Annotated in this window: 22 protein-coding genes; 16 read left to right on the top strand and 6 right to left on the bottom strand. The window is 57.5% G+C overall.

The window, feature by feature from the left end; all coding sequences use genetic code 11:
• Nucleotides 1–132 precede the first annotated feature (132 nt).
• The 3 genes from PYTT_RS04935 to PYTT_RS04945 all read left to right on the top strand — a co-directional run bounded on the left by PYTT_RS04935 (nucleotide 133) and on the right by PYTT_RS04945 (nucleotide 3,096).
• On the top strand, nucleotides 133–354 hold the full coding sequence (locus PYTT_RS04935; protein WP_067773267.1) for an RNA-binding protein: 222 nt from the start codon (nucleotides 133–135) through the stop codon (nucleotides 352–354).
• A 231-nt stretch (nucleotides 355–585) separates the two neighbouring features.
• On the top strand, nucleotides 586–1,884 hold the full coding sequence (locus PYTT_RS04940) for a glycosyltransferase family 4 protein (RefSeq protein WP_067773268.1): 1,299 nt from the start codon (nucleotides 586–588) through the stop codon (nucleotides 1,882–1,884).
• A gap of 24 nt (nucleotides 1,885–1,908) precedes the next feature.
• The gene (locus PYTT_RS04945; protein ID WP_067773272.1) at nucleotides 1,909–3,096 is read left to right on the top strand and encodes a glycoside hydrolase family 57 protein; all 1,188 of its coding nucleotides are present in this window, start codon (nucleotides 1,909–1,911) and stop codon (nucleotides 3,094–3,096) included.
• Nucleotides 3,097–3,263: 167 nt separating this feature from the next.
• Here the strand turns inward: PYTT_RS04945 and PYTT_RS04950 are convergent, their stop codons facing one another.
• From PYTT_RS04950 to PYTT_RS04975, 6 genes are all read right to left on the bottom strand, one after another.
• The gene (locus PYTT_RS04950; protein WP_067773275.1) at nucleotides 3,264–4,409 is read right to left on the bottom strand and encodes a hypothetical protein; all 1,146 of its coding nucleotides are present in this window, start codon (nucleotides 4,407–4,409) and stop codon (nucleotides 3,264–3,266) included.
• A gap of 274 nt (nucleotides 4,410–4,683) precedes the next feature.
• Nucleotides 4,684–5,925, bottom strand: a complete 1,242-nt coding sequence (locus tag PYTT_RS04955) for a hypothetical protein (protein ID WP_067773278.1) — start codon at nucleotides 5,923–5,925, stop codon at nucleotides 4,684–4,686.
• A gap of 302 nt (nucleotides 5,926–6,227) precedes the next feature.
• Complete coding sequence (locus tag PYTT_RS04960; RefSeq protein WP_141675723.1) at nucleotides 6,228–7,460, bottom strand: hypothetical protein; 1,233 nt, start codon at nucleotides 7,458–7,460, stop codon at nucleotides 6,228–6,230.
• Nucleotides 7,461–7,765: 305 nt separating this feature from the next.
• Nucleotides 7,766–8,998 carry a PA14 domain-containing protein gene (locus tag PYTT_RS04965; RefSeq protein WP_141675724.1) on the bottom strand — a complete coding sequence of 411 codons (1,233 nt, stop codon included), beginning with the start codon at nucleotides 8,996–8,998 and terminating at the stop codon, nucleotides 7,766–7,768.
• A gap of 298 nt (nucleotides 8,999–9,296) precedes the next feature.
• Nucleotides 9,297–10,538: a PA14 domain-containing protein gene (locus PYTT_RS04970; RefSeq protein WP_067773285.1), complete on the bottom strand. Its 1,242-nt coding sequence runs from the start codon at nucleotides 10,536–10,538 to the stop codon at nucleotides 9,297–9,299.
• A gap of 256 nt (nucleotides 10,539–10,794) precedes the next feature.
• Nucleotides 10,795–12,030, bottom strand: a complete 1,236-nt coding sequence (locus PYTT_RS04975; RefSeq protein ID WP_067773290.1) for a hypothetical protein — start codon at nucleotides 12,028–12,030, stop codon at nucleotides 10,795–10,797.
• Nucleotides 12,031–12,260: 230 nt separating this feature from the next.
• Here PYTT_RS04975 and PYTT_RS04980 point away from each other — a divergent pair, with 230 nt between their 5' ends.
• The 13 genes from PYTT_RS04980 (at nucleotide 12,261) to PYTT_RS05040 (ending at nucleotide 25,491) form a co-directional block, all read left to right on the top strand.
• The gene (locus tag PYTT_RS04980; RefSeq protein WP_067773298.1) at nucleotides 12,261–14,018 is read left to right on the top strand and encodes an ATP-binding cassette domain-containing protein; all 1,758 of its coding nucleotides are present in this window, start codon (nucleotides 12,261–12,263) and stop codon (nucleotides 14,016–14,018) included.
• Nucleotides 14,019–14,034: 16 nt separating this feature from the next.
• Complete coding sequence (locus PYTT_RS04985) at nucleotides 14,035–14,475, top strand: hypothetical protein (RefSeq protein ID WP_067773331.1); 441 nt, start codon at nucleotides 14,035–14,037, stop codon at nucleotides 14,473–14,475.
• Nucleotides 14,476–14,490: 15 nt separating this feature from the next.
• A complete protein-coding gene (locus tag PYTT_RS04990; protein WP_067773340.1) occupies nucleotides 14,491–16,365 on the top strand; it encodes a hypothetical protein in 1,875 nt (624 codons plus the stop codon).
• Between the two features lie 105 nt (nucleotides 16,366–16,470).
• A complete protein-coding gene (gene kdsA, locus PYTT_RS04995; RefSeq protein WP_067773343.1) occupies nucleotides 16,471–17,280 on the top strand; it encodes a 3-deoxy-8-phosphooctulonate synthase in 810 nt (269 codons plus the stop codon).
• A 2-nt stretch (nucleotides 17,281–17,282) separates the two neighbouring features.
• On the top strand, nucleotides 17,283–17,780 hold the full coding sequence (locus tag PYTT_RS05000) for a hypothetical protein (RefSeq protein ID WP_067773346.1): 498 nt from the start codon (nucleotides 17,283–17,285) through the stop codon (nucleotides 17,778–17,780).
• Nucleotides 17,777–18,703 carry a hypothetical protein gene (locus PYTT_RS05005; protein ID WP_067773349.1) on the top strand — a complete coding sequence of 309 codons (927 nt, stop codon included), beginning with the start codon at nucleotides 17,777–17,779 and terminating at the stop codon, nucleotides 18,701–18,703. The genes PYTT_RS05000 and PYTT_RS05005 overlap by 4 nt, the downstream gene beginning before the upstream one ends.
• Nucleotides 18,704–18,710: 7 nt before the next feature.
• A complete protein-coding gene (locus PYTT_RS05010) occupies nucleotides 18,711–19,364 on the top strand; it encodes an LptA/OstA family protein (RefSeq protein WP_067773352.1) in 654 nt (217 codons plus the stop codon).
• Nucleotides 19,361–20,107: an LPS export ABC transporter ATP-binding protein gene (gene lptB / locus PYTT_RS05015; RefSeq protein ID WP_067773355.1), complete on the top strand. Its 747-nt coding sequence runs from the start codon at nucleotides 19,361–19,363 to the stop codon at nucleotides 20,105–20,107. The genes PYTT_RS05010 and lptB overlap by 4 nt, the downstream gene beginning before the upstream one ends.
• A gap of 33 nt (nucleotides 20,108–20,140) precedes the next feature.
• The gene (locus PYTT_RS05020) at nucleotides 20,141–20,626 is read left to right on the top strand and encodes a hypothetical protein (protein ID WP_067773359.1); all 486 of its coding nucleotides are present in this window, start codon (nucleotides 20,141–20,143) and stop codon (nucleotides 20,624–20,626) included.
• Between the two features lie 100 nt (nucleotides 20,627–20,726).
• Nucleotides 20,727–22,013 (top strand): PDZ domain-containing protein, encoded by a 1,287-nt coding sequence (locus PYTT_RS05025; RefSeq protein ID WP_067773363.1) that lies wholly within the window; start codon nucleotides 20,727–20,729, stop codon nucleotides 22,011–22,013.
• Complete coding sequence (locus PYTT_RS05030) at nucleotides 22,010–23,254, top strand: AI-2E family transporter (protein ID WP_067773366.1); 1,245 nt, start codon at nucleotides 22,010–22,012, stop codon at nucleotides 23,252–23,254. The genes PYTT_RS05025 and PYTT_RS05030 overlap by 4 nt, the downstream gene beginning before the upstream one ends.
• A gap of 88 nt (nucleotides 23,255–23,342) precedes the next feature.
• Nucleotides 23,343–24,944 carry a sulfatase family protein gene (locus PYTT_RS05035; RefSeq protein WP_067773369.1) on the top strand — a complete coding sequence of 534 codons (1,602 nt, stop codon included), beginning with the start codon at nucleotides 23,343–23,345 and terminating at the stop codon, nucleotides 24,942–24,944.
• Nucleotides 24,937–25,491, top strand: a complete 555-nt coding sequence (locus PYTT_RS05040; RefSeq protein WP_067773372.1) for a hypothetical protein — start codon at nucleotides 24,937–24,939, stop codon at nucleotides 25,489–25,491. The genes PYTT_RS05035 and PYTT_RS05040 overlap by 8 nt, the downstream gene beginning before the upstream one ends.
• Nucleotides 25,492–25,618: the final 127 nt, after the last annotated feature.

A 25,618-nucleotide genomic window follows, 5' to 3' on the forward strand; every position in this document is an offset into this window, starting at 1 on the left:
CGCCCATCCGAACGCTACCACATTCATCATGGATATCTGGACCCGGCATAAAAATAAGGATTGACTATATTTGCAGGAATGCTATCGTAGTCAAGTTCAACAATTAAACTTTACCGGAGGTATATACATACAGTGGACGACGACGTAATTTGCACGGAAAAACTCATCACGGATCGCAAGACTTTTTTCCTGGATCTCAAAAAGAATGCACGCGGCCATGTGGTTCGCATTACAGAAAAGGTAAGCTCCAATCGCGACCGCATCATGGTGCCAGCCGAAATCCTCGACGATTTCATCGCAGCGCTTCAAGATATTCGCGAGGCGCTAGGCCAACAACAGCAGCAGCAGGATTAATCCTGCATCCGTCTTCAGGTTTTCCTCAAGAAAACGACAGCGGTTTCCTCCCTCAAGAGGAAATTATGACAGAGGGTTACGCATTGATACGCGTAACTCTTTTGTTTTCTTACGATATTTTTTCAAACAAGAACCACTTTCATCTCGACATTCCGGGCCGGGTGGTTTTCAATGGAAGGCGAAACAAAAGCGTATTTTATATTATTCACTCTTTTACATCCCTCTATCGACATGAACAGAATCAAAGTACTTGAATTGGGCTGGGAATTCCCGCCGCTGATCAACGGTGGTCTCGGCGTTGCCTGCATGGGGCTTTCCAAAGCCCTGGCCAAGAAGGTGGATCTGCATGTCATTGTGCCCAAAGCGGATCCTTCGGCAAGGTATGATGGCTTCGATCTCCTTGGCTTGAACAATCTTCAATTTGAAGAGGTCGAGTCCTGCGAAGACGGCTACCGTTACGAAAGCTTTGCCATGGTCGAGCGCGCCCCGATGAGCCTCGATCCCTACGTCAGCGAAGAAGGCGGAACCGATGTGGTCAGATTCACCCACGAGGGCAAACTCATCTTCTCCCGCATTCACCGGGAGGATCTAAGCCTCTTCACCTCCAAGGAAGACCTCTACGCGGGCGATCTCGCCCGCAAAGTCATCGAATTCTCCAAGATTGCCGCCAAGCTGGCGCTCAAGCAGGATTTCGATGTGATCCACGCTCACGACTGGATGACCTACCTTGCCGGAGTCGAAGTCAAAAAAGCCACCGGCAAACCGCTCGTCGTGCATCTGCATGCTTCGCAGTTCGACCGTGCCGGAGCCGATGCGCGCGGCTGGATTTACGATATCGAGAAATACGGCATGGAACAGGCGGACGCCGTCATCCCCGTCAGCAAATACACGGGCACGGTCGTCAGCGGGCATTACGCCATCGACCCGGCCAAAATCTTCCCCGTACACAACGGTGCAGATCCCGTCGAAGTCTTCCGGGGCAAGAAAAAATTTCCCGAAAAGCTCGTCCTCTTCCTCGGCCGCCTCACGGCGCAGAAGGGGCCGGAATTCTTCCTGCAAATCGCTGCCAAAGTTCTCGAAAAGACGGACAATGTGCGTTTCGTCATGGCCGGCACGGGCGAAAAGCTCCGCCAGCTCATCGAAACCGGAGCCTTCCACGGCGTGGGCGACAAATTCCACTTCACCGGATTCCTGAACAAGCAGAAAGTCAACGAACTGCTCAGCATCACCGATGTGTATTGCATGCCGTCCGTCTCCGAGCCGTTCGGCCTCTCCGCTCTGGAAGCGGCCCAGTTCCACATCCCGGCCGTCATCTCCAAGCAGTCCGGCGTGGCCGAAGTCATGAAGGGCGCGCTCAAGGCCGACTTCTGGGATGTGAACAAAATGGCCGAACACATCGTCAACCTCATTACGGATGAAGAACTCTACCAGCACGTCGTCGCACAGAGTACGGAAGACATCAAGGCTTCCACATGGGACACGGCCGCAGACAAAGTCATCCGAGTGTACAATCACGTACTCAGGCGTTAACCTCCCTACCTCCACCCACAGACCATGCCGAAGATCACCCTGACATTCCACGCCCATCAGCCCAACAGGCTCATTCCGTACGACTTCTTCAAGATCGGCGAACACGCTTTCTACGAAGATGACGACATGAACGCCCGCGTCCTCAACGCCGTCTCCGAGCGTTCCTACCTGCCTGCCAACCGCCTCATGAAGAGGTTGATCGAACTGTCGGACGGCCAGTTCCGCATGGCTCTCGCCATTTCCGGCGTCATCCTCGAGCAGGCGGAATACCATCGCCCTGACCTCATCACATCGTTCAGGGAACTGGCGGATACAGGCCATGTCGAATTCCTCGCCATGCCTTACTACTCCTCGCTGGCATCCATCTATTCGCCGAACGAATTCGCCGACCAGGTGGCCGAGCATACGCAGCTCATCCATCGCCTGTTCGGGCAAACTCCCACCGTCCTCTGGAACACGGGCATGCTGTATTCCAACGCCATTGCAGCGCAGGCGGAAGAAATGGGGCTGAGCGGCATCATGGCGGATGGCAACACCGGAGCCATTCCCAACCTCTACACGAACGATTTGCACCGCGCTCCCGCCGTTTCGAAAACCACGACGCTCTTCCGCAACCGCGAACTTTCCAACGACCTGGCCAACAACCGCACCAATCCCGCGTGGAGCGAATACCCCCTGTCTCCCTACACGTTTGCCGACTGGCTCACGCAGCAACACGGGCAAGCCGTCAACATCGCCATGGACTACGAAACCCTCGGCGAGCGGCAAAGCGATGCCACGGGCGTTTTCGAATTCTGGCGCACCCTCATCCTCGCAGCCATTGAACAGGGCAACACCTTCGTCACCCCCGGACAGGCCGTCGCCGAATTGGAACCCAAAGCGATTGCCGATTGCCCCCAGAACATCTCCTGCTCCGCCACTGGCGACATGGAGCTGTGGACCAGCAACGACATGCAAAAGGAAGCCATCCGCAAAATATACAACCTCGAAGGTTCCGTGAAGGACTCGATGGATCCCGACCTCATACACGTCTGGCGGAAGCTGCAAAGCGCCGACCACTTCCAGTACATGCAGAAGGAAAACTGCTTCACGCCGTACCCCTCGCCTTACGAAGGCTACATCTACTACATGAATGCTCTGGCGGATCTCCAAATCCGCGTCAAACGCGAACACTTCGTCATGAGCATCCAGAAGGGAGCGCGCTGGGTCTAAGTCATTTCCGGCAAACCATTTATTCCACGGACGGGGCTTTCCCGTCCGTTTTTTATCATCACCCTGCCCGCAGAACCGTCATCACCTGCCAGCGGCCTGCCTCGCAAACAGAAAAGCCGAACGCCCCTCGCGTCCGGCTTTCACAAAACAGGCACCTCGGCCCGCCCTTACTTATCCTTGGGCTGCCTCTTGTTCAGAATAGAACTGCCGCGGGACGGTTTCGCTACCCACACAAGGCTATCCTTGTTATAGGGAGGATCCACCCGCATATTGTCATCCGGAAACGAAATCTGCGCATAGGCCTCTTCCGAGGTAGGCTCCACCGTACTTGTACGGAAAAGTTCGAAAATCGGCGATCCACGGCGATCCCGAGGTTTTGCGGTATCATCCATATCGTCGATGAGCAGGCAGAAGCCGAATGCCCCCCCCCCGATTTCGGAGACGAGCACATCCATTTCATACCACTGATCCTTCTCTACCGTAAAAGGCGTTCCGGCCTGGAAACCGCCGAACAGGTTGTTCCATGCGTCGCAGCCTTCATAGGCATAGAAATCCTTGCCCTGCCGGTAGGTCGGACGATTGTTGCCGTTCCACACATTGTCTTCCAGCGTATGGAAACCGCAGGCTAGCACATTCTTCCCGTTGAAACGCACGGCCAGCACGGAGTCGCCAATACCCACAAAGCGGAATTTGCCGGACTTCGGAGCCTTCACGCGGCCGGAGTAAACGGCCAACCAGCGCGACTGCTCCACCTTGTCCTGCACCTTGTATGCATACGGAGCTTCCTTGTCCAGACTGTGAAGCATGTAGAAGCAAGCCACATACAGATTGGTAGGCGACTTGAAATATTTGTCGAAATACCCTTTGGGCCAGCCGGAATTGTAGAAATGGCTGATCTCCTTCAACACGCCTTCACAATTGGCCTGGGTATGCTCCTTATAAGGAGAAGGAGCCGCCGACTTCGTCTGCTTCAGGTCATAAAACGAACCGCAGAAGGACGAACCTCCGCCACCGGTGCCACCCATCCCGATTCCGGAACCGACGCCGTCCCCTTCACCGTCTCCCAACCCCGTACCGGCAGTCTCGCTCATGCCCATGCCCGTATCTTCGATCGGCGGAATTTCGATATCCGGCATCACCATGGGACCGGTATCCACGGAAACGATCACATTCGTCATCACATCCGGATTGCCTCCCGAAGGGCGGGGCGCCGGATTCATCGAAGGACGCTGCAATTCGGACGGAGGATCGGGGGGAGGAACGTAACCTTCGAATTCTGCTTGTTGCGGCGCTTCCACCAGGATCTTAACCATCCAAAGCAGTAATGCCAGCAGGAGGCATGAACCGGCAGAGACAGATACGGCGGATATTGTATTACGCTTTTTTAGCAATTTCAACTCCTCCTCGACACTTGGAGGAGACTCAACGTGCATGGCCATGGTATGTAAGTATTTTCAGTGTTTTGTTTATATTAGTCATTCGCTGCGGGAAGTCCAGCAGAAAACCACCGGACTGCCCCCTTTATCCAGTAAAGCCGCAGCAGAGCCGCGGCTTTACCTCATCATACAGGAAATTGTCTTTCGATTCTTACGCTGCTTCCCCGGCCCAGATCAGACTGTCCTTGTCATAGGGCACTTCAGAGCGTTCGCCGGGCAACGGCTCTTTCATATTCTTGTAAAGCTCATCTACATTCGGCTCTGCAAAATTCGTACGGAACAACTGGAAGATCGGGGAGCCCGTTCCATCCTTCAGCGTCGAAGGCGTATCGACATCTTCAATCAGGAGAACGAAGCCGAATTTGCCGCCCGGAATTTCCGAAATCAAGACTTCCATCGGATAGCTCTTACCCTGCTGCACGGAGAAAACATCACCCGAACACATACCGCCCGCACTCTCGTTCCAGTCGTGCCCTGCTTTCGTGTACTTGTAGAACTTTCTCGGCTCTCCCTTATCATCCTTCAACTCAGCGCGATTTCCAGGCTGACCGCCCATCATCTTACCGGAAGTGAGATGTTCCCAACCGTAGTCGAATACATTCTTGCCGTTGAAGCGCACGACGAGGGCATCGTCACCGTAACCGACGAAGCGAAATTTCCCGGTCTTCGGAGCAACCACTTTGCCGCGATAAATGGCAGCCCACATGCTGGGCTTCACCTTATCCTCCACCTTGTAGGCGTAGGGAGCTTCCGAAGCCTTGCTCACCGGCATATAAAAGCAGGACACATAGAGCTTGGTCGGAGCCACATAATATTTGGAAAGCATGCTCTTGCTCCAGCCGGTCGTGATGAACTCCTGAAGAATCTTTTTACAATTGCCGGGCGTCATCCCCGTCGGGGCGCCGGACGACGTCTGCTTCAGGTCGTAAAACGTACCTTCAATCGTCGAACCTCCGGCCTGTTCCGTACCAAGGCCCGTGCCACCGGAGCCGATCCCGTCGCCAAGACCGCCCGTGCCGAAACCCACGCCGAGCTCCATGCCCGTGCCGAAATCCATGCTATCCGTCGGCACATCCACCTCGGCCATCGCGACGGGGCCCGCTGCAGCAGCCACCACCACGCTGGGCGCCACGCTTGAGGACGCGCTCGCCGGGCGGGACTGCAACTGCTTCGTCACCGGCTGCTTGGTCGGAGGAAGATCTTCCAGCGGAGGCGTATAGTTCGTCAGCGCGGCGGGCTCCTGTTCTTCGAACAGCTTGACCGTCAAATACAAGGTCAAGCCTCCCAAAAAACAGCACAAAACGGCAATGGCGATCGACGATAAACGGTTCCGCTGAACGGTACGTTTCAGTTCGGCTTCCGCCTCCGGAGTCATTTCAATATGGAGTGACATATGGAATCGTTTCTTGATATGTGATAATTTTACGGCATGTACCTCCACACCGTGCCCGTATTTCAATGTACCAAATGTACACTGTTGGACAAGCAGAAAATCTCAGAGAACAATCACAAAAGCGTCACAAAAATCACATTTATCTTGAAAATGAACATATTAACCACAGCATTACACGATACTCCAACCCGGTCATGCTCCGGAGTGCTCTCTGCCCCCACAACCTATCCGGCGCCCCGCCGCGACAATAAAAAGGCTGCGGGGATTGCCGCAGCCTGAATATCATTGTCCTTTTGCCAACCTTACACGGACTGCCAGATCAGGCTATCCTTATCGTACGGCACATCCGAACGGCGATCGCCGGGCACCTTCATGTTCTTGTACAATTCGTCCGTATTCGGTTCGGCGAAGTTCGTACGGAACAGCTGGAAAATCGGCGAGCCCATGCCATCCTTCTTCGTAGGCGGAGAATCCATATCCTCGATCAGGAGAACGAAGCCGAAATAACCGCCGGGCACTTCCGAAACCAGAAGTTCGATCGGATAGGTCTGCCCCTCCTTCACCTCGAACACGTCGCCCGTGCAAAGCCCGTCCAGGTTATTGTTCCAGTCGGCTCCGGCCGTGCTGTACTTGTAGAACTGGCGGCCCTGCCCCTTGGTATCCTTCAATTCGGCACGGTTCGCCGCATTGCCGCCCAGCATCTTGCCGGACGATACGCTCGACCAGCCATAGTCGAACACCGTCTTATTGCCGAAGCGCACAGCCAGAGAGTCGTCACCCAGCCCTACGAAACGGAACTTCCCGGTCTTCGGGGCCTTCACCTTGCCGCGGTAGACGGCTACCCACATGCTGGGCTTCACCTTGTCTTCCACCTTGTAGGCATAGGGAGCTTCGTCGGCCTTGCAGATCGGCATGTAGAAACAGGCGGAATAAAGCTTCGTCGGTGCCTGATAGTACTTGGAAAGCACGCTCTTGCTCCAGCCGCTGGAATTGAATTCGCTGAGAACTTTTTTACACATCTCGGGGTTCATCCCGGTCGGCGCACCGGACGTCGTCTGCTTCAGATCGTAAAACGTCCCTTCCAGCGTCGAACCTCCAGCCTGTTCCGTACCGAGGCCCGTACCGCCCGAACCGATCCCGTCGCCAAGACCGCCCGTACCGAAGCCCACGCCGAGCTCCATGCCCGTACCGAAATCCATGCTGTCCGTCGGCACATCCACTTCAGCCATCGCCACAGGGCCCGCCGCAGCGGCCACCACCACACTCGGAGCCACACTTGAGGACGCGCTCGCCGGGCGAGACTGCAGTTGCTTCGTCACCGGCTGCTTGGTCGGAGGAAGATCTTCAAGAGGAGGCGTATAGGTCGTCAGAGCCGCAGGCTCCTGCTCTTCGAACAGCTTGACCGTCAAATACAAGGTCAAACCTCCCAAAAAACAGCACAAAACGGCAATGGCTATGGATGATAAACGGTTCCGCTGGACAGTACGCTTCAATTCGGCTTCCGCCTCCGGCGTCATTTCAATATGGAGTGACATGTGATTAATTCCTTAATGCTTGAACTTGATAATGCTTCTGCGACACGCCTCCCGCCACAGACGGGCATCAATGTACCAAATGCATTGCAAGGTACAAGCAGAAAATCATGAACAAGAATCACAAGAATGTAACAGCAGTAATTTTTTCATTAAAAATGAACATCTTACAAACATCAAAAAGCAGCACTTCGGGCATGTCATCCCTCAATACTCCCTACCTCGAAATGGCCACACCAAGCTTTCAGCGCGACAAAAAAGGCTGCCGGACTGCTCGCAGCCGGAACATCATTCGTGGGCAACCATGCCTAAACGGACTGCCAGATCAAGCTATCCTTATCGTACGGCACATTCGAGCGACGCTCGCCGGGCACCTTCATGTTTTTGTACAATTCCTCCGTATTCGGTTCGGCGAAATTCGTACGGAACAGCTGGAAAATCGGCGAGCCCATGCCATCCTTCTTCGTAGGCGGAGAATCCATATCCTCGATCAGGAGAACGAAGCCGAAATAGCCGCCCGGCAATTCCGAAATCAGCAATTCGATTGGGTACGTCTGCCCCTCCTTCACCTCGAACACGTCGCCCGTGCAAAGCCCGTCCAACTCATCATTCCAGGCAGATCCGGCGGTACTGTACTTGTAGAACTGGCGCTTTTGCCCCTTGTCATCCTTCAGTTCAGCGCGGTTCGCAGCAATCAGGCTCAGCTTCTTACCGGAGACCAGACTTGAATAACCAAAGTCGAACACCGTCTTGTTGCCGAAGCGCACAGCCAGCAAATCGTCGCCCAGTCCTACAAAACGGAACTTCCCGGTCTTCGGAGCCTTCACCTTGCCGCGATAGATCGCTGCCCACATGCTGGGCTTCACCTTGTCTTCCACCTTGTAGGCATAGGGAGCTTCGTCGGCCTTGCAGATCGGCAAATAGAAGCAGGAGGAATAAAGTTTCGTCGGTGCCTGATAGTACTTGGAAAGCACGCTCTTGCTCCAGCCGCTGGCATTGAAATCACCAAGTATCTTTTTACACAAAGCGGGCGTCATCCCCGTCGGCGCACCTGACGTCGTCTGCTTCAGATCGTAAAACGTCCCTTCCAGCGTCGAACCTCCGGCCTGTTCCGTACCGAGGCCCGTACCGCCCGAACCGATCCCGTCGCCGAGACCGCCCGTACCGAAGCCCACGCCGAGCTCCATGCCTGTGCCGAAATCCATGCTGTCCGTCGGCACGTCCACTTCGGCCATCGCCACAGGGCCCGCCGCAGCGGCCACCACTACACTCGGAGCCACGCTTGAGGACGCGCTCGCCGGGCGGGACTGCAACTGCTTCGTCACCGGCTGCTTGGTCGGAGGAAGATCTTCAAGAGGAGGCGTATAGGTCGTCAGCGCAGCTGGCTCCTGCTCTTCAAACAGCTTGACCGTCAGATACAGCGTCAGCCCCCCAAGGAAACAGCACAAAACCGCGATTGCAATCGATGACAGGCGATTCCTTTGAACCGTCCGTTTCAATTCGGCTTCCGCCTCCGGCGTCATTTCAACATGGAGTGACATATAAACTGATTCCTTGGCATTTTCCGCTCATTCGCCCGAAATACAATTAAAATTGCAGGCGCGCATAAATTTACCAAATGAATTGTAGTTCTCAAGAAGAAAATCCCTAGGACGCACAACAGGGAAAACAAGACCACATATCCTCTAAAAATAAATATATTGCAATAATCAGAACACGAAACTCCATACCAGCCAAATACCTATCCGACCCTTCCTCGAAACTGCCGCATCCGGCTTCCGAGCCAAAAAAAGGCTGCGGGATCACCGCAGCCTGCATATCTTTCTCTGTCAACAACGCCTACACGGACTGCCAGATCAGGCTGTCCTTGTCGTACGGCACATTCGTCCGCCCCGTACTGCCATTGGGGAACTTCATATTCTTGTAAAGTTCTTCGGAACTCGGCTCGGCAAAATTCGTGCGGAACAATTGAAGAATCGGCGTACCGTTCGAATCCTTGAGCGCGGACGGATTATCCAGATCTTCGATCAGCAGAACGAAACCGAACACACCGCCGGGAATTTCCGTAATCAGCACTTCGATCGGATACGTCTGGCCCTCCTTGACAGAGAATGTCAGTCCGGCGCCCAACCCGCCAAGATCGTTATTCCATGCGCCATTACCCGGATATGAAAATAGCTTTAAAGGCTCTTCCTTGGCATCCTCCAGTTGCTTCTGCAACCCCGCACGGGCGCCGGGGTTGCCCCATGTGCCGTTCAGCAGGCTGTGCCATCCGTAATCCAGAACCAGCTTGTTATTGAAACGCACGGCAATGGCATCGTCGCCCAGACCGACGAAACGGAACCTGCCTGATTTCGGCGCCTTCACCTTGCCACGATAGATGGCACACCAGCGCGTAGCCTGCACCTTGTCCTCCACCTTGTAGGCGTGCGGAGCCTCCTCGGCCTGGCAAAGAGGCATGTAGAAGCAGGACGTGTACAATTTGGTCGGCGCCTGGAAATATTTGGACAAAACGCTCTTATTCCAATCGGCACGCACGAAATCCCGCACGATATCAAGCGCTCCCTGATTGCCAACTCCCGTAGGAGCTCCGGACGTCGTCTGCTTCAGATCGTAAAACACACCTTCCAGCGTCGAACCTCCGGCCTGTTCCGTACCAAGGCCCGTACCGCCCGAACCGATCCCGTCGCCGAGACCGCCCGTGCCGAAGCCCACGCCGAGCTCCATGCCCGTGCCGAAATCCATGCTGTCCGTCGGCACGTCCACTTCGGCCATTGCCACGGGCCCCGCTGCAGCGGCCACCACCACACTGGGCGCCACGCTCGAGGACGCGCTCGCCGGGCGGGACTGCAACTGCTTCGTCACCGGCTGCTTGGTCGGAGGAAGATCTTCCAGCGGAGGCGTATAGTTCGTCAGCGCGGCGGGCTCCTGCTCTTCGAACAGCTTGACCGTCAAATACAAGGTCAAGCCGCCAAGAAAGCAGCACAAGACCGCAATGGAGATCGACGACAAACGGTTCCGCTGAACCGTCCGTTTCAATTCGGCTTCCGCCTCCGGTGTCATTTCAATATGCAGAGACATATAAAATTATCATTTAGTGTTTCATAAATCGTAAATCACACGGCATCATGCCGTGTCCGTTTTCAATGTATCAAATGTACTCTGTTGGACAAGCAGAAAATGGACAAGAAAAATCACAAGAGTGTAACAACCCTTATTATACAAACCTTCCAGCCACGCCAACAAAAAAAATAATGATAGAACAACGATGCGACCAAAATGAAAAAGGCCGGGAAAAAGATCCCCGGCCTTGAAATCCTGCACGGAATATCCGGCTTTATATGGACTGCCAAATCAGGCAATCCTTATCGTAAGGCACCTCCGAACGTTCGCCGGGCAGCGGCTCCTTCATATTCTTGTAAAGTTCGTCCACATTCGGCTCTGCAAAATTCGTACGGAACAGCTGGAAAATCGGAGATCCCGTCCCGTCCTTCTGCGCCGGCGGAGAATCGACATCTTCGATCAACAGCACGAAACCGAACTTGCCGCCGGGAATCTCCGAAATCATCACCTCGATCGGGTAGCTCTTGCCGACCTCGACTGAAAACACATCACCCGAACACATCCCTCCGGCGCCCTCATTCCAGTCGTGCCCGGCTTTCGTGTACTTGTAGAACTTCCTCGGTTCGCCCTTATCGTCCTTCAATTCGGCACGATTCCCGGGCTGTCCGCCCATCATCCTGCCGGACGTAATGTGCTCCCAGCCGTAATCGAACACATTCTTGCCATTGAACCTCACGACGAGAGCGTCGTCCCCGTAGCCGACAAACCGGAACTTCCCGGTCTTCGGCGCCACGACCCTGCCGCGGTACACCGCCGCCCACATGCTGGGCTGCACCTTATCCTCCACCTTGTAGGCATAGGGTGCTTCGGCCGCCTTGCTCACCGGCATGTAGAAGCATGACGTGTACAACTTCGTCGGAGCCATGAAATACTTGGACAGCATACTCTTGTTCCAGCCCGTCGTCACAAACTCCTGCAGAATCTTCTTGCAATTGCCGGGATTCATACCCGTCGACGCGCCGGCCGCCGTCTGCTTCAAATCATAAAACGAACCTTCCAGCGTCGAACCTCCGGCATTCTCCGTGCCAAGGCCGCCGGTACCCGTACCGATACCGTCTCCCAAAGTTCCGGAGCCGAACCCGGCGCCCAGTGAAATCCCCTGGCCGAACATCTCGCTATCGTTCGGCACATCCACGACAGGCAGCGACACTGGCCCGGCAGTAAAGGCAACCGCAATATCGGGAGCTATATTCGGCGAAGCGCCGGACAGTTGCGCATGCACCTCCTTCACTCGGGGTTGAGGGGTCGGCGGCAAAGCCTCCTGCACCGGAACATAGGGTTGGAACGTCGCCGATTCAGGCGACTCGAAAAGCTTGACCGTCAAATACAGCGCAAGGCCTCCCAGAAAACAGCTCGTCAGGGACACGGCAACGGAAGCGAGGCGATCGCGGCGGCAAGCCCTTTTCATCTCGGCTTCCGCTTCGGGAATCATTTCAATATGGAGTGACATAATTTTAATTGGGGTTGATTGTTGATTGGTTTGAAAACTCCCCTCAAGGGGAACAACCCCCACTGTATCGGGCACAACACCGGCAAACAAGATGAAACGGCCGCACCAAAATCACAACTTTGCAACAACGTCTCAACAGTGTAACAACGCCCCGGTCCCCGCTATTTGTCGATAGCACTCTCCACTTTCTTCTCGACGAATCCGCGCCTGTATGATAAACAAATTCAAGTATGCTTGAGGCAAAAAACGTTTGTTATGAAATCGAACAGGAAGAAGAACCGCTCCTCCTCCTGAATGGGGTCGACTTCTGCATTCCGGAAGGGCACTTCATGGCAATCGTCGGCCCTTCGGGATGCGGCAAAACCACCCTTCTCAAAACCATCGCCGGCATCATCACCGAAACGGACGGCCACTTCTGCTGGAACGGCCGCAACCTCGCGGAAGACGGAGACTTCGAGCCGGACGAAATCGGATACGTACCCCAGTTCAGCATCGCCTACGACCAACTCACCGTCGATGAAAGCATCGAAAGCGCCGCACGCCTCCGCTGCCGCTTCGACTCCGAAGACGAACTCGACGACATCATCGACAAAGCCCTTGATGAAACCGGACTCTCCGAAATCGCCGACCGCCAGGTCAAACACCTCTCCGGAGGCCAGAAACGACGCCTCGCCCTCGCGATGGAACTCGTCTCCTCCCCCCGCATCCTCCTCTGCGACGAAGTCACCTCCGGCCTTGACCCCCGCTCGGAAAAGGAAATCATGACCCTGCTCCACGACCTGGCGCGCAAAGACGGACGCATCGTCATCTCCGTCACCCACAGCCTCGCGGACATGGACATGTACGACTCCATCATGGTCCTCCACCAGGGCTGCATCGCCTACCACGGATCGCCCCGCACCATCGGCCACTACTTCAGCACCGGCAACCTCGAAGAAATCTACCCCAAACTCGCCCTCCGGAAACCCGCCGACTGGAAACAATCCTGGATCAAACACCGGGAATCCTACTACGAACGGCTCGACACCGAACGCGAACACAAACTGCGCGAAACCGGAACACCCGCTCCCGCGGCCAAACGCTCCGTCGCCATCGCCGATGAAAACGAAGAAGAACTGCCCGGCAAACCCTCACAGCCCGGTGCCTTCAGCCAATTCTGGACACTCTTCTCCCGCCGCTGGAAAATCCTCTCCCGCGACCGCACGCAGCTCATGCTGCAAATCGCCATGATCCTCATCTTCCCCATCATGGTATCCCTCTTCTCCTCCAAGGGGCAGGAACAAATCATCCAATTCACCGCCGAACGCAGCCAGAACCTCACCACAGAAATCCAGCAGGCGCAGGACGTACAGGAAAACCGGGCCAAAGTCGGCTCCGCCGTCTCCGGCATCATCATGTTCGAAGTCATCCTCCTCGGCCTCATGGGCTCCAACAACGCCGCACGGGAAATCGCAGGAGAACGCCTCATCGTCGAAAAGGAAAAATTCGCCGGAGTCGGCACCGGCGCTTACATGATGAGCAAATACGCCTTCCTCGGCATCCTCGTCCTCGTCCAATCCCTATGGATGTTCGCCTTCGTCGAATGGTGGTGGCCCTACCGGGGAGACAGCATGACCCACCTCGGCTTCCTCATCCTCGCCAATGCGGCCATGACCTCCGTATGCCTCGGCATCTCCGCCCTCTCGCGCACTCCGGACCAGGCATCCCTCCTCAGCATCTACCTCGTCGGCTTCCAGCTCCCCCTCTCGGGCGCCGTACTTGCCCTCCCGAACATCCTCGAACCCATCGTCCACCCCTTCATCTCGGCCTACTGGGCATGGTCCGGCAGCATCGAAGGAGGACTGGCGGAAAACATCAAACAGGCCGTCCGAGCCATCGTCAACACCGAATTCTCGGCAGCCGACCTCTGCTTCTACATCCTCATCGCCCATATCATCGCCGGCATGGTCCTCACCTACATCGGACTCAAACGCGCCAAATGGGACTAACCTCCACCACACTCTTATGTCACGCCGCACTGCACGCAAAAAGAAAGCCGCCTCGCCACATAAACTCTATCTGGCCATCGGCATCCCCGTCGCCGTCCTCATCATCGTCATTGTCGTCATCAGCCTCTCGGGCAAACAGGCGACCACGGCGGGACGCTTCGACACCAGCTCCTACATGAATGCCGGATCCGGCATCACCGGCAACAGATACATCTTCGAGGGCAAAGTGGACAACATCCTCACCGTCGACAACGACTCCCTTCTCTCCGTCATCCCTGCCGGCAACACGGACAAAAACATCCGCCTCCCCCTCATCCTGAAAAAAGATGCGGCGGGCAACGTCAACGTCACGCGCAACAGCTCCTACATCTTTGAAGTCCTCTGCCGCAACGGGAGGGACGCCAACGGAGACACCGTCAAAGGCATCCTCCTCATCAAAACCATCACACCCAAATAACCCCCCATCGACAACATGAAAAACTTCATCATCCTCTTCGGCATCGGCACGGCTCTGGGGCAGGTCTACACCCCTCCCGCCCCGCAGACGCAGCCGTCCGGCCCTGCGCAGGACCAGATCGTCACCACCCCCTCCTCCGCGCCGCAAAAACAGGACGACCGCTCCCTCTTCGGCAATGAAATCCCCCTGATGGACCCGAACAACAACCAGGTCACCTTCATGGGAGCCAAATGGGACGTCGCCAACAACGGAGCCGTCCGCGCACGCTTCGAAAAATACCTCTGCGAACCGGCCGACAACTCGGCCGATGCCCAGCGCTACCGCTCCATCATCAACGACATCATCACCCAGACGGAACGCTCCGTCAAAACGGATGCCCTCATCCAGATAGGCAAAAACCTTCGTCTTGCCAGCTCCTTCCCGGGAGACGGAGACCAGAGCCGCGCCCTCGGCAACGCCATCATCCTCGCCCTGGACTCCACCCGCGCCATCGCACGCCGCACGCAGGAAAACGAAGAACTGAAAGACGACGCCGCCAAACTCGCGTCCAAACGCAACGAATGGGACAACAACAACCAGGTCGCCGACAAAATGAACAGTAAGGGCCAGGTCGTCCAGAAGCGCTCCAAGAAAAACCTTCAGGCCATCGCCACCAACATGACCCTGGAAGCTGAAATCAAAGCCATCCGGGCGGAAAATAAAATGGCCAACATCAAGGACGCGGCCTTCGCCAAAGTCCAGTACCAATCCCTCCTCGTCCAGCTCTTCATGCAGCGCCGCTTCGACCACGTCATCATCGGGTCTCGCGCCTACCGCTTCATCTTCGCCGACGGCGACAGCCGCCTGCGCATCAAGGAAGGATCCGATGCAGACAAAGCCTTCGGCGACGTAGCCGGCATGCCCCCCACCGTCGCATCCCTCGACTCCATCGCCTCCACCGTACGCGTCGACGCCGAAAAAGCTATCGCCAGCGTACGACTCCTCCTCGCCCAGAACAAACGCGGAGCTGCCACCGCACGCCTGCTGGAAGCCTACGCGACAGGAGAATTCCTCCAGCCGCTCATCACCTTCCCCCTCGAGGAAAAACAGAAAATATACGACTACTGGACCACGCGTCAACGCCTCATCATGAGCATCAACAGCCGGGACTACGACCAGGCCACCAAACTCATGAACCACCTCAAGGAAACCGACACGGACTTCGACGACAGCGCCGCATCGGGCTACATCAGTGCACAAACCAAGGCCAGCAACCTCGCCCTGCGCAACGCCAAAAACGCCCTTAAAAACGGCGACGAAGCCAAATTCAACGACGAAATCGCCAAAGCGGCATCCATCTGGCCCAAAAACCCCGCCCTCACCGAAGCGGAACAGGGCCTTGCCCAATTCGACGACAAAGTCGATGAGTACGGCCAGCTCCGCAAGGAATACCGCCGCCTGCTCGACGAAAAGAAATTCCGCTACCTCCTTGAAAACAAGAGAAAATACATGGAAGCCATCTACTCCGATGAAGAACTCCTGACCTCACTCGACCAGATCGCCTCCAACATCGCCGAACTCGACCAAACCATCGCCGCCGCTGAAGAATACGTACGCAAAGACCGCACTTACGGAGCCTTTGTCGCCTACGAACTCCTCTCCAAAAAACGCGCCGAACAGCGCTTCTCCGAAGATGAAAAACTCAGCCGCGCCCTCGAAAGCGTCACTCCGGCGGCCGCCGGCCTCATCACCGCACTGAAAAGCGCACAGGAAAAAGAAGGGCTGGGCGAATACGGCACAGCATTGGCATGGTACCTCAAAGCCCGCGCCATCTACCCCTCCTCCGACTTCGCCGAAGAAGGAATCAACAAACTGACTCCCCAGCTCCTCGGCGCCACCGTCGACAGATAAACCACCCGCACACAACCCGCACGGAGCACGGCTCCCATGCCTGATTCTCTTCTTGACTTGAGAAGACGAATCGGGCACCGTGTGTTCAACAATTTCATACCAGCCATGTCCTTTCTTATCCAAAACATCGAAATCGGAGGCGAACAGCCCTTCTACATCCTCGGCCCGTGTGCATTGGAACAGGAAGACTTCGCCTGGGAAATGGCCCGCAGCCTGAAGGAAATCTGCGAACGCGTCGGCGTACCCTTCCTCTTCAAGGCATCCTACGACAAAGCCAACCGCACCTCCGTCACCTCGTTCCGCGGTCCGGGCGTACGCGAAGGCTGCCGCATCCTCGCCGAAATCGGCAAAGAACTCGGCGTCCCCGTCGTCACCGACGTCCATACGGCCGAAGAAGCCGCCATTGCGGCCGAATACATCGAGCTCCTGCAAATCCCAGCATTTCTCTGCCGCCAGACCGACCTCCTCGAAGCCTGCGCCAAAACGGGCCGCCCCGTCAACATCAAAAAAGGCCAGTTCCTCGCGCCTTGGGACACCGCCAACATCGCCGACAAAATGCGCAGCTTCGGTTGCGACAACTTCATGCTCTGCGAACGCGGTACCAGCTTCGGATACAACAACCTCGTCGTAGACATGCGCGGCCTCTACTGGATGAAACAGGAAGGCTTCCCCGTCGTCTTCGACGCCACCCACTCCGTCCAACGTCCCGGCGGACTCGGCGGCACGACCGGGGGAGACGGCGAACTGGCTCCCATCCTCGCCAATGCCGCCATGGCCGTCGGCATCGACGGCGTCTTCATGGAAGTCCACAAAGACCCGGCGCATGCACTCTCCGACGGGCCGAACCAAATCCCCCTTGCGCAGATCGAGGCCACCCTCGCCAAACTGCAAGCCATCCGCCAAGCCGTCTCCTGACCATGCGCCGCCTGCTGCACAGCATCCCGAGCACCATCGTCTGCATCGGCCTTGCCGGAGTTGGCGCGGTTCTCGGTGCATCCGATGCACGCGATGCGGACAAAGGCAAAAAAGAAGACACCTGGGAAAAAATCCTCGTACCGGGCAGTGTCGTCAAAGGAATCGCCCTCCCCCAGAAAGACGGCACCAGAACCACGGCCATCGCCCGCATCACGCAAGCCACCGTCATCAGCAAAACCGAGCTTCAATGCGAACAGGTCAAGGCGGAACTCATCTCCCTCGCAGGCGAAATCACCTACATCATCACGGATGCCGCCCGCATCTTCAAGGACACGGGCCTGCTCATCGCCAAAAACCACGTCCACATCGCCTCGCCCCGCTTCATTGCGGACGGCGACCAATTGCACCTCGACACCAAAAAGCAGGAAGGCTACCTCAGGGGCAGCGTCGTCGTCAAACTACCATCCATCACGCAGAAAAAACTCAAACAGCAACCATGATCCGCACCCTCACCGCCATCGCCCTCCTTTCGGGCATCGCATCGGCAGCCGGCAGCAAGGACGACCTACTGCCCGACTTCGTGCAGGACCTGCCGCCGGACAAAGACCCGCGCATCATCACCTCGCAGGACCCTGCGCCTGCGAACATCGTACGCGACTTCACACCCGAAGAAACAGCAGCCCGCGAAACTTCCATGGAGACCGTCGACATGGCTGCACAGAGAAAACAGCTCCAGAACACGGCACAAACCTTCGCCATGCAGGCAGCCGCCGTCAACCGCGACATCGACACCTTCTGCAGCCAGCAAAACATCGCACCGGCCCCCGCCGCCCCCATCGCACAGGAAGTCGAAGAAGCATCCGGCGTCTCCATGCCTCCCGTCGGGCCGAACACCATGGTCATCAACAACGAGGGCGGCTTCTATTTCGACAAGGAAAAGGGACTCCTCGTCTACCCCCGCAACGTACAGGTACGCTCTGCACGCCTCAATGTCGACTGTAAAAAACAGCTCAAAATCTACCTTGCAGAATCCAAGGACCCGAAAAAGAAAAAAAAGATTCCGGCAGAACCCAGAAAAGGCGAACCGGCCATCGCCAACGTCGACTTCAACTATGACGATGTCAAACTGATTACCGCAGACGGCGACGTCTTCATCAGCGGCACCAATAAAAAAGGCGAACCCTTCCGGGCTTATGGCGACAAAATGACCTATGACAACAAAAGCGGGGAAACCATCCTGACGGGCACCGACCTCTACGTCGTCCAGAACAACACCAACGCCCAGCGTGTCACGGGCGAAGGCTCCTTCATCCGCTTGTACGAAAACGGCGACGTCTACGCCAAAGGCAAGCAATCCACGACCCAGCTCGACAACCTCCGGATGCAGCAGGACAAAAACAAAAAGGATAAAAAGAAAAAATAACCCGTCCATGCGCCGCCGTCTCCTCACCCTCTGCGCCCTGCTGGGCCTTGCCTGCACCCTTCCGGACGGAATGGCCGCAGCGCAGCCGCCTGCCAACGAGGACGACCCGTACGGCATCACCTTGGGCGAAATGACCGTCATCACCTCGGACGACGCCTACATCAACAACAAACAGGGAATCATCGTCTTCCTGGACAACATCAGCCTGCGCGACCCGCGTCTGAACATCGATTGCACCGACCAGATGCAAATCCACTTCGAAAAAGAAGAAGAACCGGAAGCATCGGACGACAACAAGCAAACCCCTGCGGCAAAACCGGCAAAAACATCGAATGTGGACAACGTGGAATCCAAATTCGAAGCCATGAAATTCCTCATCGCCGAGGGCAACGTCGTCGTCCACGGCAAAGACAGGCAGGGCCGCCCGTACCGCGCGTACGGCGACAAAATCATCATCGACGGCAAAACGGGCGAAGGCATCCTGACCGGAACCACAGCCATCGTCATCCGCGAACAGGACGCCCTGCGCGCCGAAGGCCCGAACACCTGCATCCACCTCCACCCGGACGGCAGCGTCTTCGTCGAAAGCGACAAAACCCGAACGCAGATCATCAAGCCCGAACGCCACAAAACAACAAAAGAGCCTCATCCAACCGCGTGAACACAGCCACCGAACAACCTCTCCTCGAAGCCTCGGGTCTTTGCAAAACCTACAAAACCCGTTGCGTCGTCGACCACGTCAGCCTGACCGTGGGCCAGGGAGAAATCGTCGGCCTCCTCGGCCCGAACGGCGCAGGCAAAACGACCTCCTTCTACATGGTGGCAGGCCTCGTCCGCCCGGATGAAGGCACCGTCCGGTTCGGCGGACAGGAAATATCCGCCCTCCCCATGCACCTCCGCGCACGGCTCGGCATGGGCTACCTCCCGCAGGAAGAATCCATCTTCCGCAAACTCAGCGTTGAAGACAACCTCATGGCCATCCTTGAAACGCGCAAAGACCTCGATAAAAAAATGCGCATCGAAAAAGCGGAAGAACTGATGGATCGCTTCGGCATCACCAAAATCCGCAAATCTCAGGCCATCCAGCTCTCCGGCGGCGAAAAACGCCGCCTCACCATCGCACGCGCCCTCGCCTCCAACCCTCGCCTCCTGATGCTCGACGAACCCTTCAGCGGCGTCGACCCCATCGCCGTGCAGGACATCCAGAAAATCGTCACCGGATTGCGGGAAACGGATGGACTCTCCATCCTCATCACCGACCACAACGTGCGTGAAACGCTCGGCATCGTGGACCGCGCCTACATCCTCTTTGAAGGCCGAGTCATCAAACAGGGCAGCGCCCACGAAATCGCCAACGACGAGCACACGCGCGCCATCTACCTCGGACAACACTTCCGCATGTAAAGCAACCACATCACAATCAATACACATACACCAATGAACACAATCAAACTCCTCATCCCCTCCATCTGCATGGTCGCTCCGGCTGCCCTGCACGCCCAGGGAATCGACACCGTCCGGGAAGACGTACGCGAAGTACTCTCCCCCCTCCTCTCCCCTGACGAAAAAATCGGTTTCGAACTCGTCAGCAGCGAAGGCCGCCTGTACAACGACACCACCGTCAACTTCCGCGTCAACGGCAGCCTCGGCTCCATCACCGTCGACAAACACAGCCGCCTCGTCTGCGCCTTCTTCATCGCCGCTGCGGACAAAGTACAGGAAGTCACCAACAGCCTCCAGCCGCAGCTCAAGGAAGGCATCCGCATCCGCGGCGTCTACCGCTACACCGCCAGCAAAGCCTACAACCGCAGCCACGGCATCCCCGAAGAATCCTACTACCGCGTCAAACTCAGCGACGGCATCAAAAGCGCCGGATTCGCCTACCTCGACGAAGACATGCGGTTATTGAAAATCATCGACTGATTCCGGGCCTTCACCACTCTCAAAGGCGAAGCGGATGTCGGCATTTTGCCTGGCATCCGCTTTTTTCCTCTTGTCATCCAACGGATCCGGGACTATAAACATGGAACGCTTCATGAAGTGGAAAACCACCATCCTGATGGGCGCCCTCCTCTGCGCCTCCTGCGCTCAGATTCCCGTGCTGGATGATGCGTCCGCTCCCATCCATGCCATCAACCCGCCCGAAATGCCTCCCATGGCGCGCGCATGGGTCGGACAAGAGGAAATAAGCCTCGGCCTCGACACCGGATCGGAACCAGCAGTCATCCTCTTTGCAGACACCGTCAAAGAACTCGGCGGCCGCATCCGCGGCAAAGGAACCGTACGCACCACCTCCCTCGACGTCACGCTGAACCCGCCCAGCGGCAGCATCGACACCCCGACCTACGTCGTCGATGCACCGGGAGCCCCCTGCCAGGGACTCATCGGCTGGGAAACCATCCGGAAATACGTCTGGAACATCAACATCCCCGACCTCTCCCACGGATTCACCTGCGAACTCCCCCCTGGCATCAGCCGCTGGAACAGCTTTGCCATCCGCAAAAACGGCACACTTCCCCATCTCAACATCCCGGGCTACGGCAGCGTCGTCCTCGACACGGGCGCACCGTTCGCCGTCTACCTCTCACCGGCGAAATGGGCGGCATTCAAACAGAAATATCCGCACCTCACCCCCATCACCTACTCGGGCTACAGCCCGGCGGCCGGCGGCTACTTCGTCAAGGAATGCGTCTATGTGAACCACTACTCCGTCGGCAAACTCTCCATGCGCAACGTCGTCATCTGCGAAAACTTCGCCGACCCCAAAACCATGGGCATGGCCAAAGCCTTCGACATCATGCTCGGATCCGGCGCACTGGCCGAACGCGAATTCTGGCTCGACGGCCCCGGCGGCAAACTCTACTTCTCACGCCTTCGCAGCCTCGCTCCCGCTCCGAACGGCCTCAACCTCGTCGGCGTCACCTTCATCCCGAAACAGGGCGACGGCCCGCCCTATGTCGCCGTCGTCTCGAACAACAGCCCAGCCTGGCAGGCCGGACTGCGCTCCGGCGACCTCCTCCTGCAAATAGACGGCAACAAAGAACCCAGCCTCGCCTACCTCGACCAGGTCACCACCCAGCCCGGCAGCAGCGCCCAGGTACTCGTCAAACGCCGCAACCACATCCTCGACGTCCAGTGGAACCTTCCCCCGACCATCGTCCCCTCCTCCCTCACACCGCCCGCCCAGCCGGCACAGGAACCACCCGCCATCCTCCCCGGTGCGGCAGCCACCGCCAGCCCGCCACCGGCTCCGGACAACGCAACTCCTCCCGCAGCACAAACAGCACCACCCTCACCCCGCACTGAATGAACTCCCTCCACAACGCCCCGGAAGAACAGGAAAAAAGCCACTCCATCCCGTCCGACTTCCAGAGGAACGTCGCATGGAGCGCACTCTCCGGCATCTCCCTCGTCATCCTCATCGGCCTCGTTTGCATCCTCCTCTGGGGATTCGGTCGCATCTTCTCCTATCTGGAGCCGGTCCTCCTCCCCATCATCGTAGCAGGAGTCATCGCCTACATCCTGAACCCGGTCGTCGAATGGATCCAGAGACGCGGCGTCCGCCGCTCGTGGGCCACCATCTTCGTCGTCAGTGCAGCCTGCCTCAGCGTCCTCGGCTTCGGAGCAGCCATCGTTCCACCCCTCGTCACGCAGACCAACCAGCTCATTGAAAACCGCACCGTCATCTGGGAACAGGCAACCCATGCCGCCGAAGACCTTGCCCAGCAACCCGGCATCTCCCAGGCAATCAACGTCATCTACGCCAAAACCGTCAAAGACGCCCGCACCGACCCCCTGATGACGGAAGAAGAATTCAAACGCATCTCCGAAGCCACCACCCCCACCGACCAGCTCGCCATCGTCCTCGACCAGAACTCCGCCAGCCTCATCGACGCCGTCTCCCAGTGGCTCACAGCCGGAGGCCGGGCCATCTTCGGCCTCACGGCTGCCATCATCGGCCTCGTCATGATCCCGATCTACCTCTTCTACTTCCTCAAGGAAGGCGACGCCATCAGCAGCAAATGGCACACCTACCTCCCCCTGCGCCGCTCCCGCTTCCAGTTCGAATGCGTCGAAACCCTCAACGATATCAACTCCTACCTCATCTCCTTCGTCCGGGGACAAATGCTCGTCAGCCTCATTGATGCCGTCCTGCTTGCCATCGCGCTGAAAATCATGGGACTCCCCTACGCCATCACCATCGCCGCCGCCGCCGCAGTCCTTGGCATCATCCCCTACCTTGGCCCCGTCCTCACAGCCATCCCGGCGCTCATCATCGCATGGGTCGAATGGCAGAGCTGGGGCAGCGTCGCCGTCGTCGGAGCCATCTTCGTAGGCGTCAGCCAGCTGGACGGCTGGATCATCCAGCCGCGCGTCGTCGGCAACACCGTCGGCCTCCACCCCCTCACCGTCATGTTCTCCGTCCTCTTCTGGTCGCTCGTCCTGGGAGGCATCGTCGGCGCCCTCATCGCCATCCCCCTCACGGCTGCGATCAAAGTCATCTTCCAGCGCTACGTCTGGAAAAGCTTCCGCCGCACGGCACAAACCTGATAGAAACCGCTCTCGGGCTACGTTCTTATAAAGAATACACATTCGGTCAGCATCCCGGCATCCCGCACGGCTTCAACCTAAAATCATCATGAACAAGCAAGCTCCCGCACACAACCGCACCCGCCCGTTCGGACAGCTCCTCGCCCTCTTCGCGGGGATCTCCGGCGCCTGCTGCGCCGAAACCGCCCCGGCCCAGCCGCTCACACCGCCCAAAGCCATCATCCTCCTCTATGCAGACGACCTCGGCTATGGCGACCTCAGCTGCTACGGCGCAGAAAAAATCAAAACCCCCGCCATCGACAAACTCGCCGACGAAGGCCTGCGCTTCACCGATGCCTACAGCTCATCCGCCGTCTGCACTCCCTCCCGCTACGCCCTCCTCACAGGCACCTACCCCTGGCGCCGCAAAGACGTCAACATCCTTCCCGGCGATGCAGCCCTGCTCATCGACCCCGCTGGCCCCACCCTGCCCAAAATGCTTCAGGCAAACGGCTACAAAACAGCCGTCATCGGCAAATGGCACCTTGGCCTCGGCAACGGCAAGGTAGACTGGAACAAACCCATCAGCCCGGGGCCGAAAGAATGCGGCTTCGATGAAAGCTTCATCTTCGCTGCCACGGCCGACCGCGTCCCCTGCGTCTACGTCCAGAACGGAACCGTCCGCAACCTCGACCCGAAAGACCCCATCCAGGTATCCTACCAGCACAACTTCCCGGGCCTGCCCTCCGGCAAAAACAACCCCGAACTCCTCCGCGTCAAATCCAGCCACGGGCACAACAATGCCGTCATCAACGGCATCGGCCGAATCGGCTTCATGAAAGGTGGCAAAGCTGCACTCTGGGACGACCAGAACATCGCCGACGACATCACCGAACATGCCGTCGACTACATCAAACGGCAGGCTGCCGCCAAACAGCCCTTCTTCCTCTACTTCGCCACCAACGACATCCATGTCCCGCGCGACCCGCATAAACGCTACCTCGGCAAAAGCCAGTGCGGCATCCGTGGAGATGCTGCCGTCCAAATGGACGACTGCGTACGCCGCATCATGAAAGCCCTTGACGAAACAGGCCTCACCGAAGACAGCCTCGTCATCTTCTCCAGCGACAACGGCCCCGTCATGGACGACGGCTACGCCGACCGCGCCAATGAAGACGCCAACGGCCACAAACCCGCAGGGCCACTCTCCGGCGGCAAATACAGCATCCTCGAAGGCGGCTCGCGCATCCCCTTCATCGTCCACTGGCCCAAAGCTGTCCGCCCCGGTGAAAGCACAGCCGTCCTCTGCCAGATGGACCTGATGGCCACCCTCGGCCAGCTCTTCCCCGGAGAACAGGAACATCCCGCCGACAGCCAGAAACTCCTCCCCGCCCTGCTCGGAAAAACCTCTCAGGGACGCTCCGAACACATCCTCAACAGCATGGGACAAAACCTCGCCTTCCGTAGCGGAGACTGGAAATACGTCCCGCCCGGCGCGCCGATTCGCCGCGGACTCAACGGCCTTTCTCCCAGTGACAAGGCTCCGGCCACAGGCGCACTCTACAACCTGAAAAACGACCCGCAGGAGCGCAACAACGTCGCCGAAGCCCATAAGGACCTTTGCGAACAATTCCGCGCACGCCTCACCGAACTCCGGCAGGCGCCGGAAAACAGACTCTCCCGCACCGAACTCTTCCCCATCGATGACTGAAGACACCGAGCGGCTCCCCGCCACATGCTCCTATTGCGGATACCGGTACACCTACCCCGCACACATCGAGGAAAAAGCCGTCATGCGCTGCCCGCAATGCCGGGAATACATCCATGTTCGCACGGGTGCGCCGCTCGGCCAGGGCAGCGAACCGCCGGCACACACATCCGCCCCGGCAGCTGAGCAGCCGCCAACCGCGTCGACCGCCGCTCCAGCGGCGGACACCGGCATGCCCCTCCTTCCGCCCCGGCACCATGCAACCGGCGCACTGGAACGCAACGAACCGCCAGAAGAACGGACTCGCCAACATCCTCCTGCACCGCAGTCTTCGGGAACGCTCCTCCTCGTACTGGCAGGGCTCCTCCTGCCGGCCATCTGGATATTCATCTCGCCAGACGACCGGGAAACCTACGTCTACGACGCCAAGGACGGAAGCTTCGCCATCTGCTGGCCCTACATCCGCTGGAGCATCGCAGCACTGCTGTGCCTCCCGTGCATCCTTGCCGCCATCATTCTTCGCGCCATAAAAAACGCAGGAACGCGGTAACGTGAAAACGCACATTATCAGCGCATCTCACCTTCAAATTTTCTATCTTCTAGATAATTTGGGCTTGCAATCGGACACGCAGCATGTATAGTGAATCAGACATCTGCTCACTGCGTGGGCAGGATAA

The organism is Neoakkermansia glycaniphila, from assembly GCF_900097105.1.
Taxonomy (GTDB): Bacteria; Verrucomicrobiota; Verrucomicrobiia; order Verrucomicrobiales; family Akkermansiaceae; genus Akkermansia; species Akkermansia glycaniphila.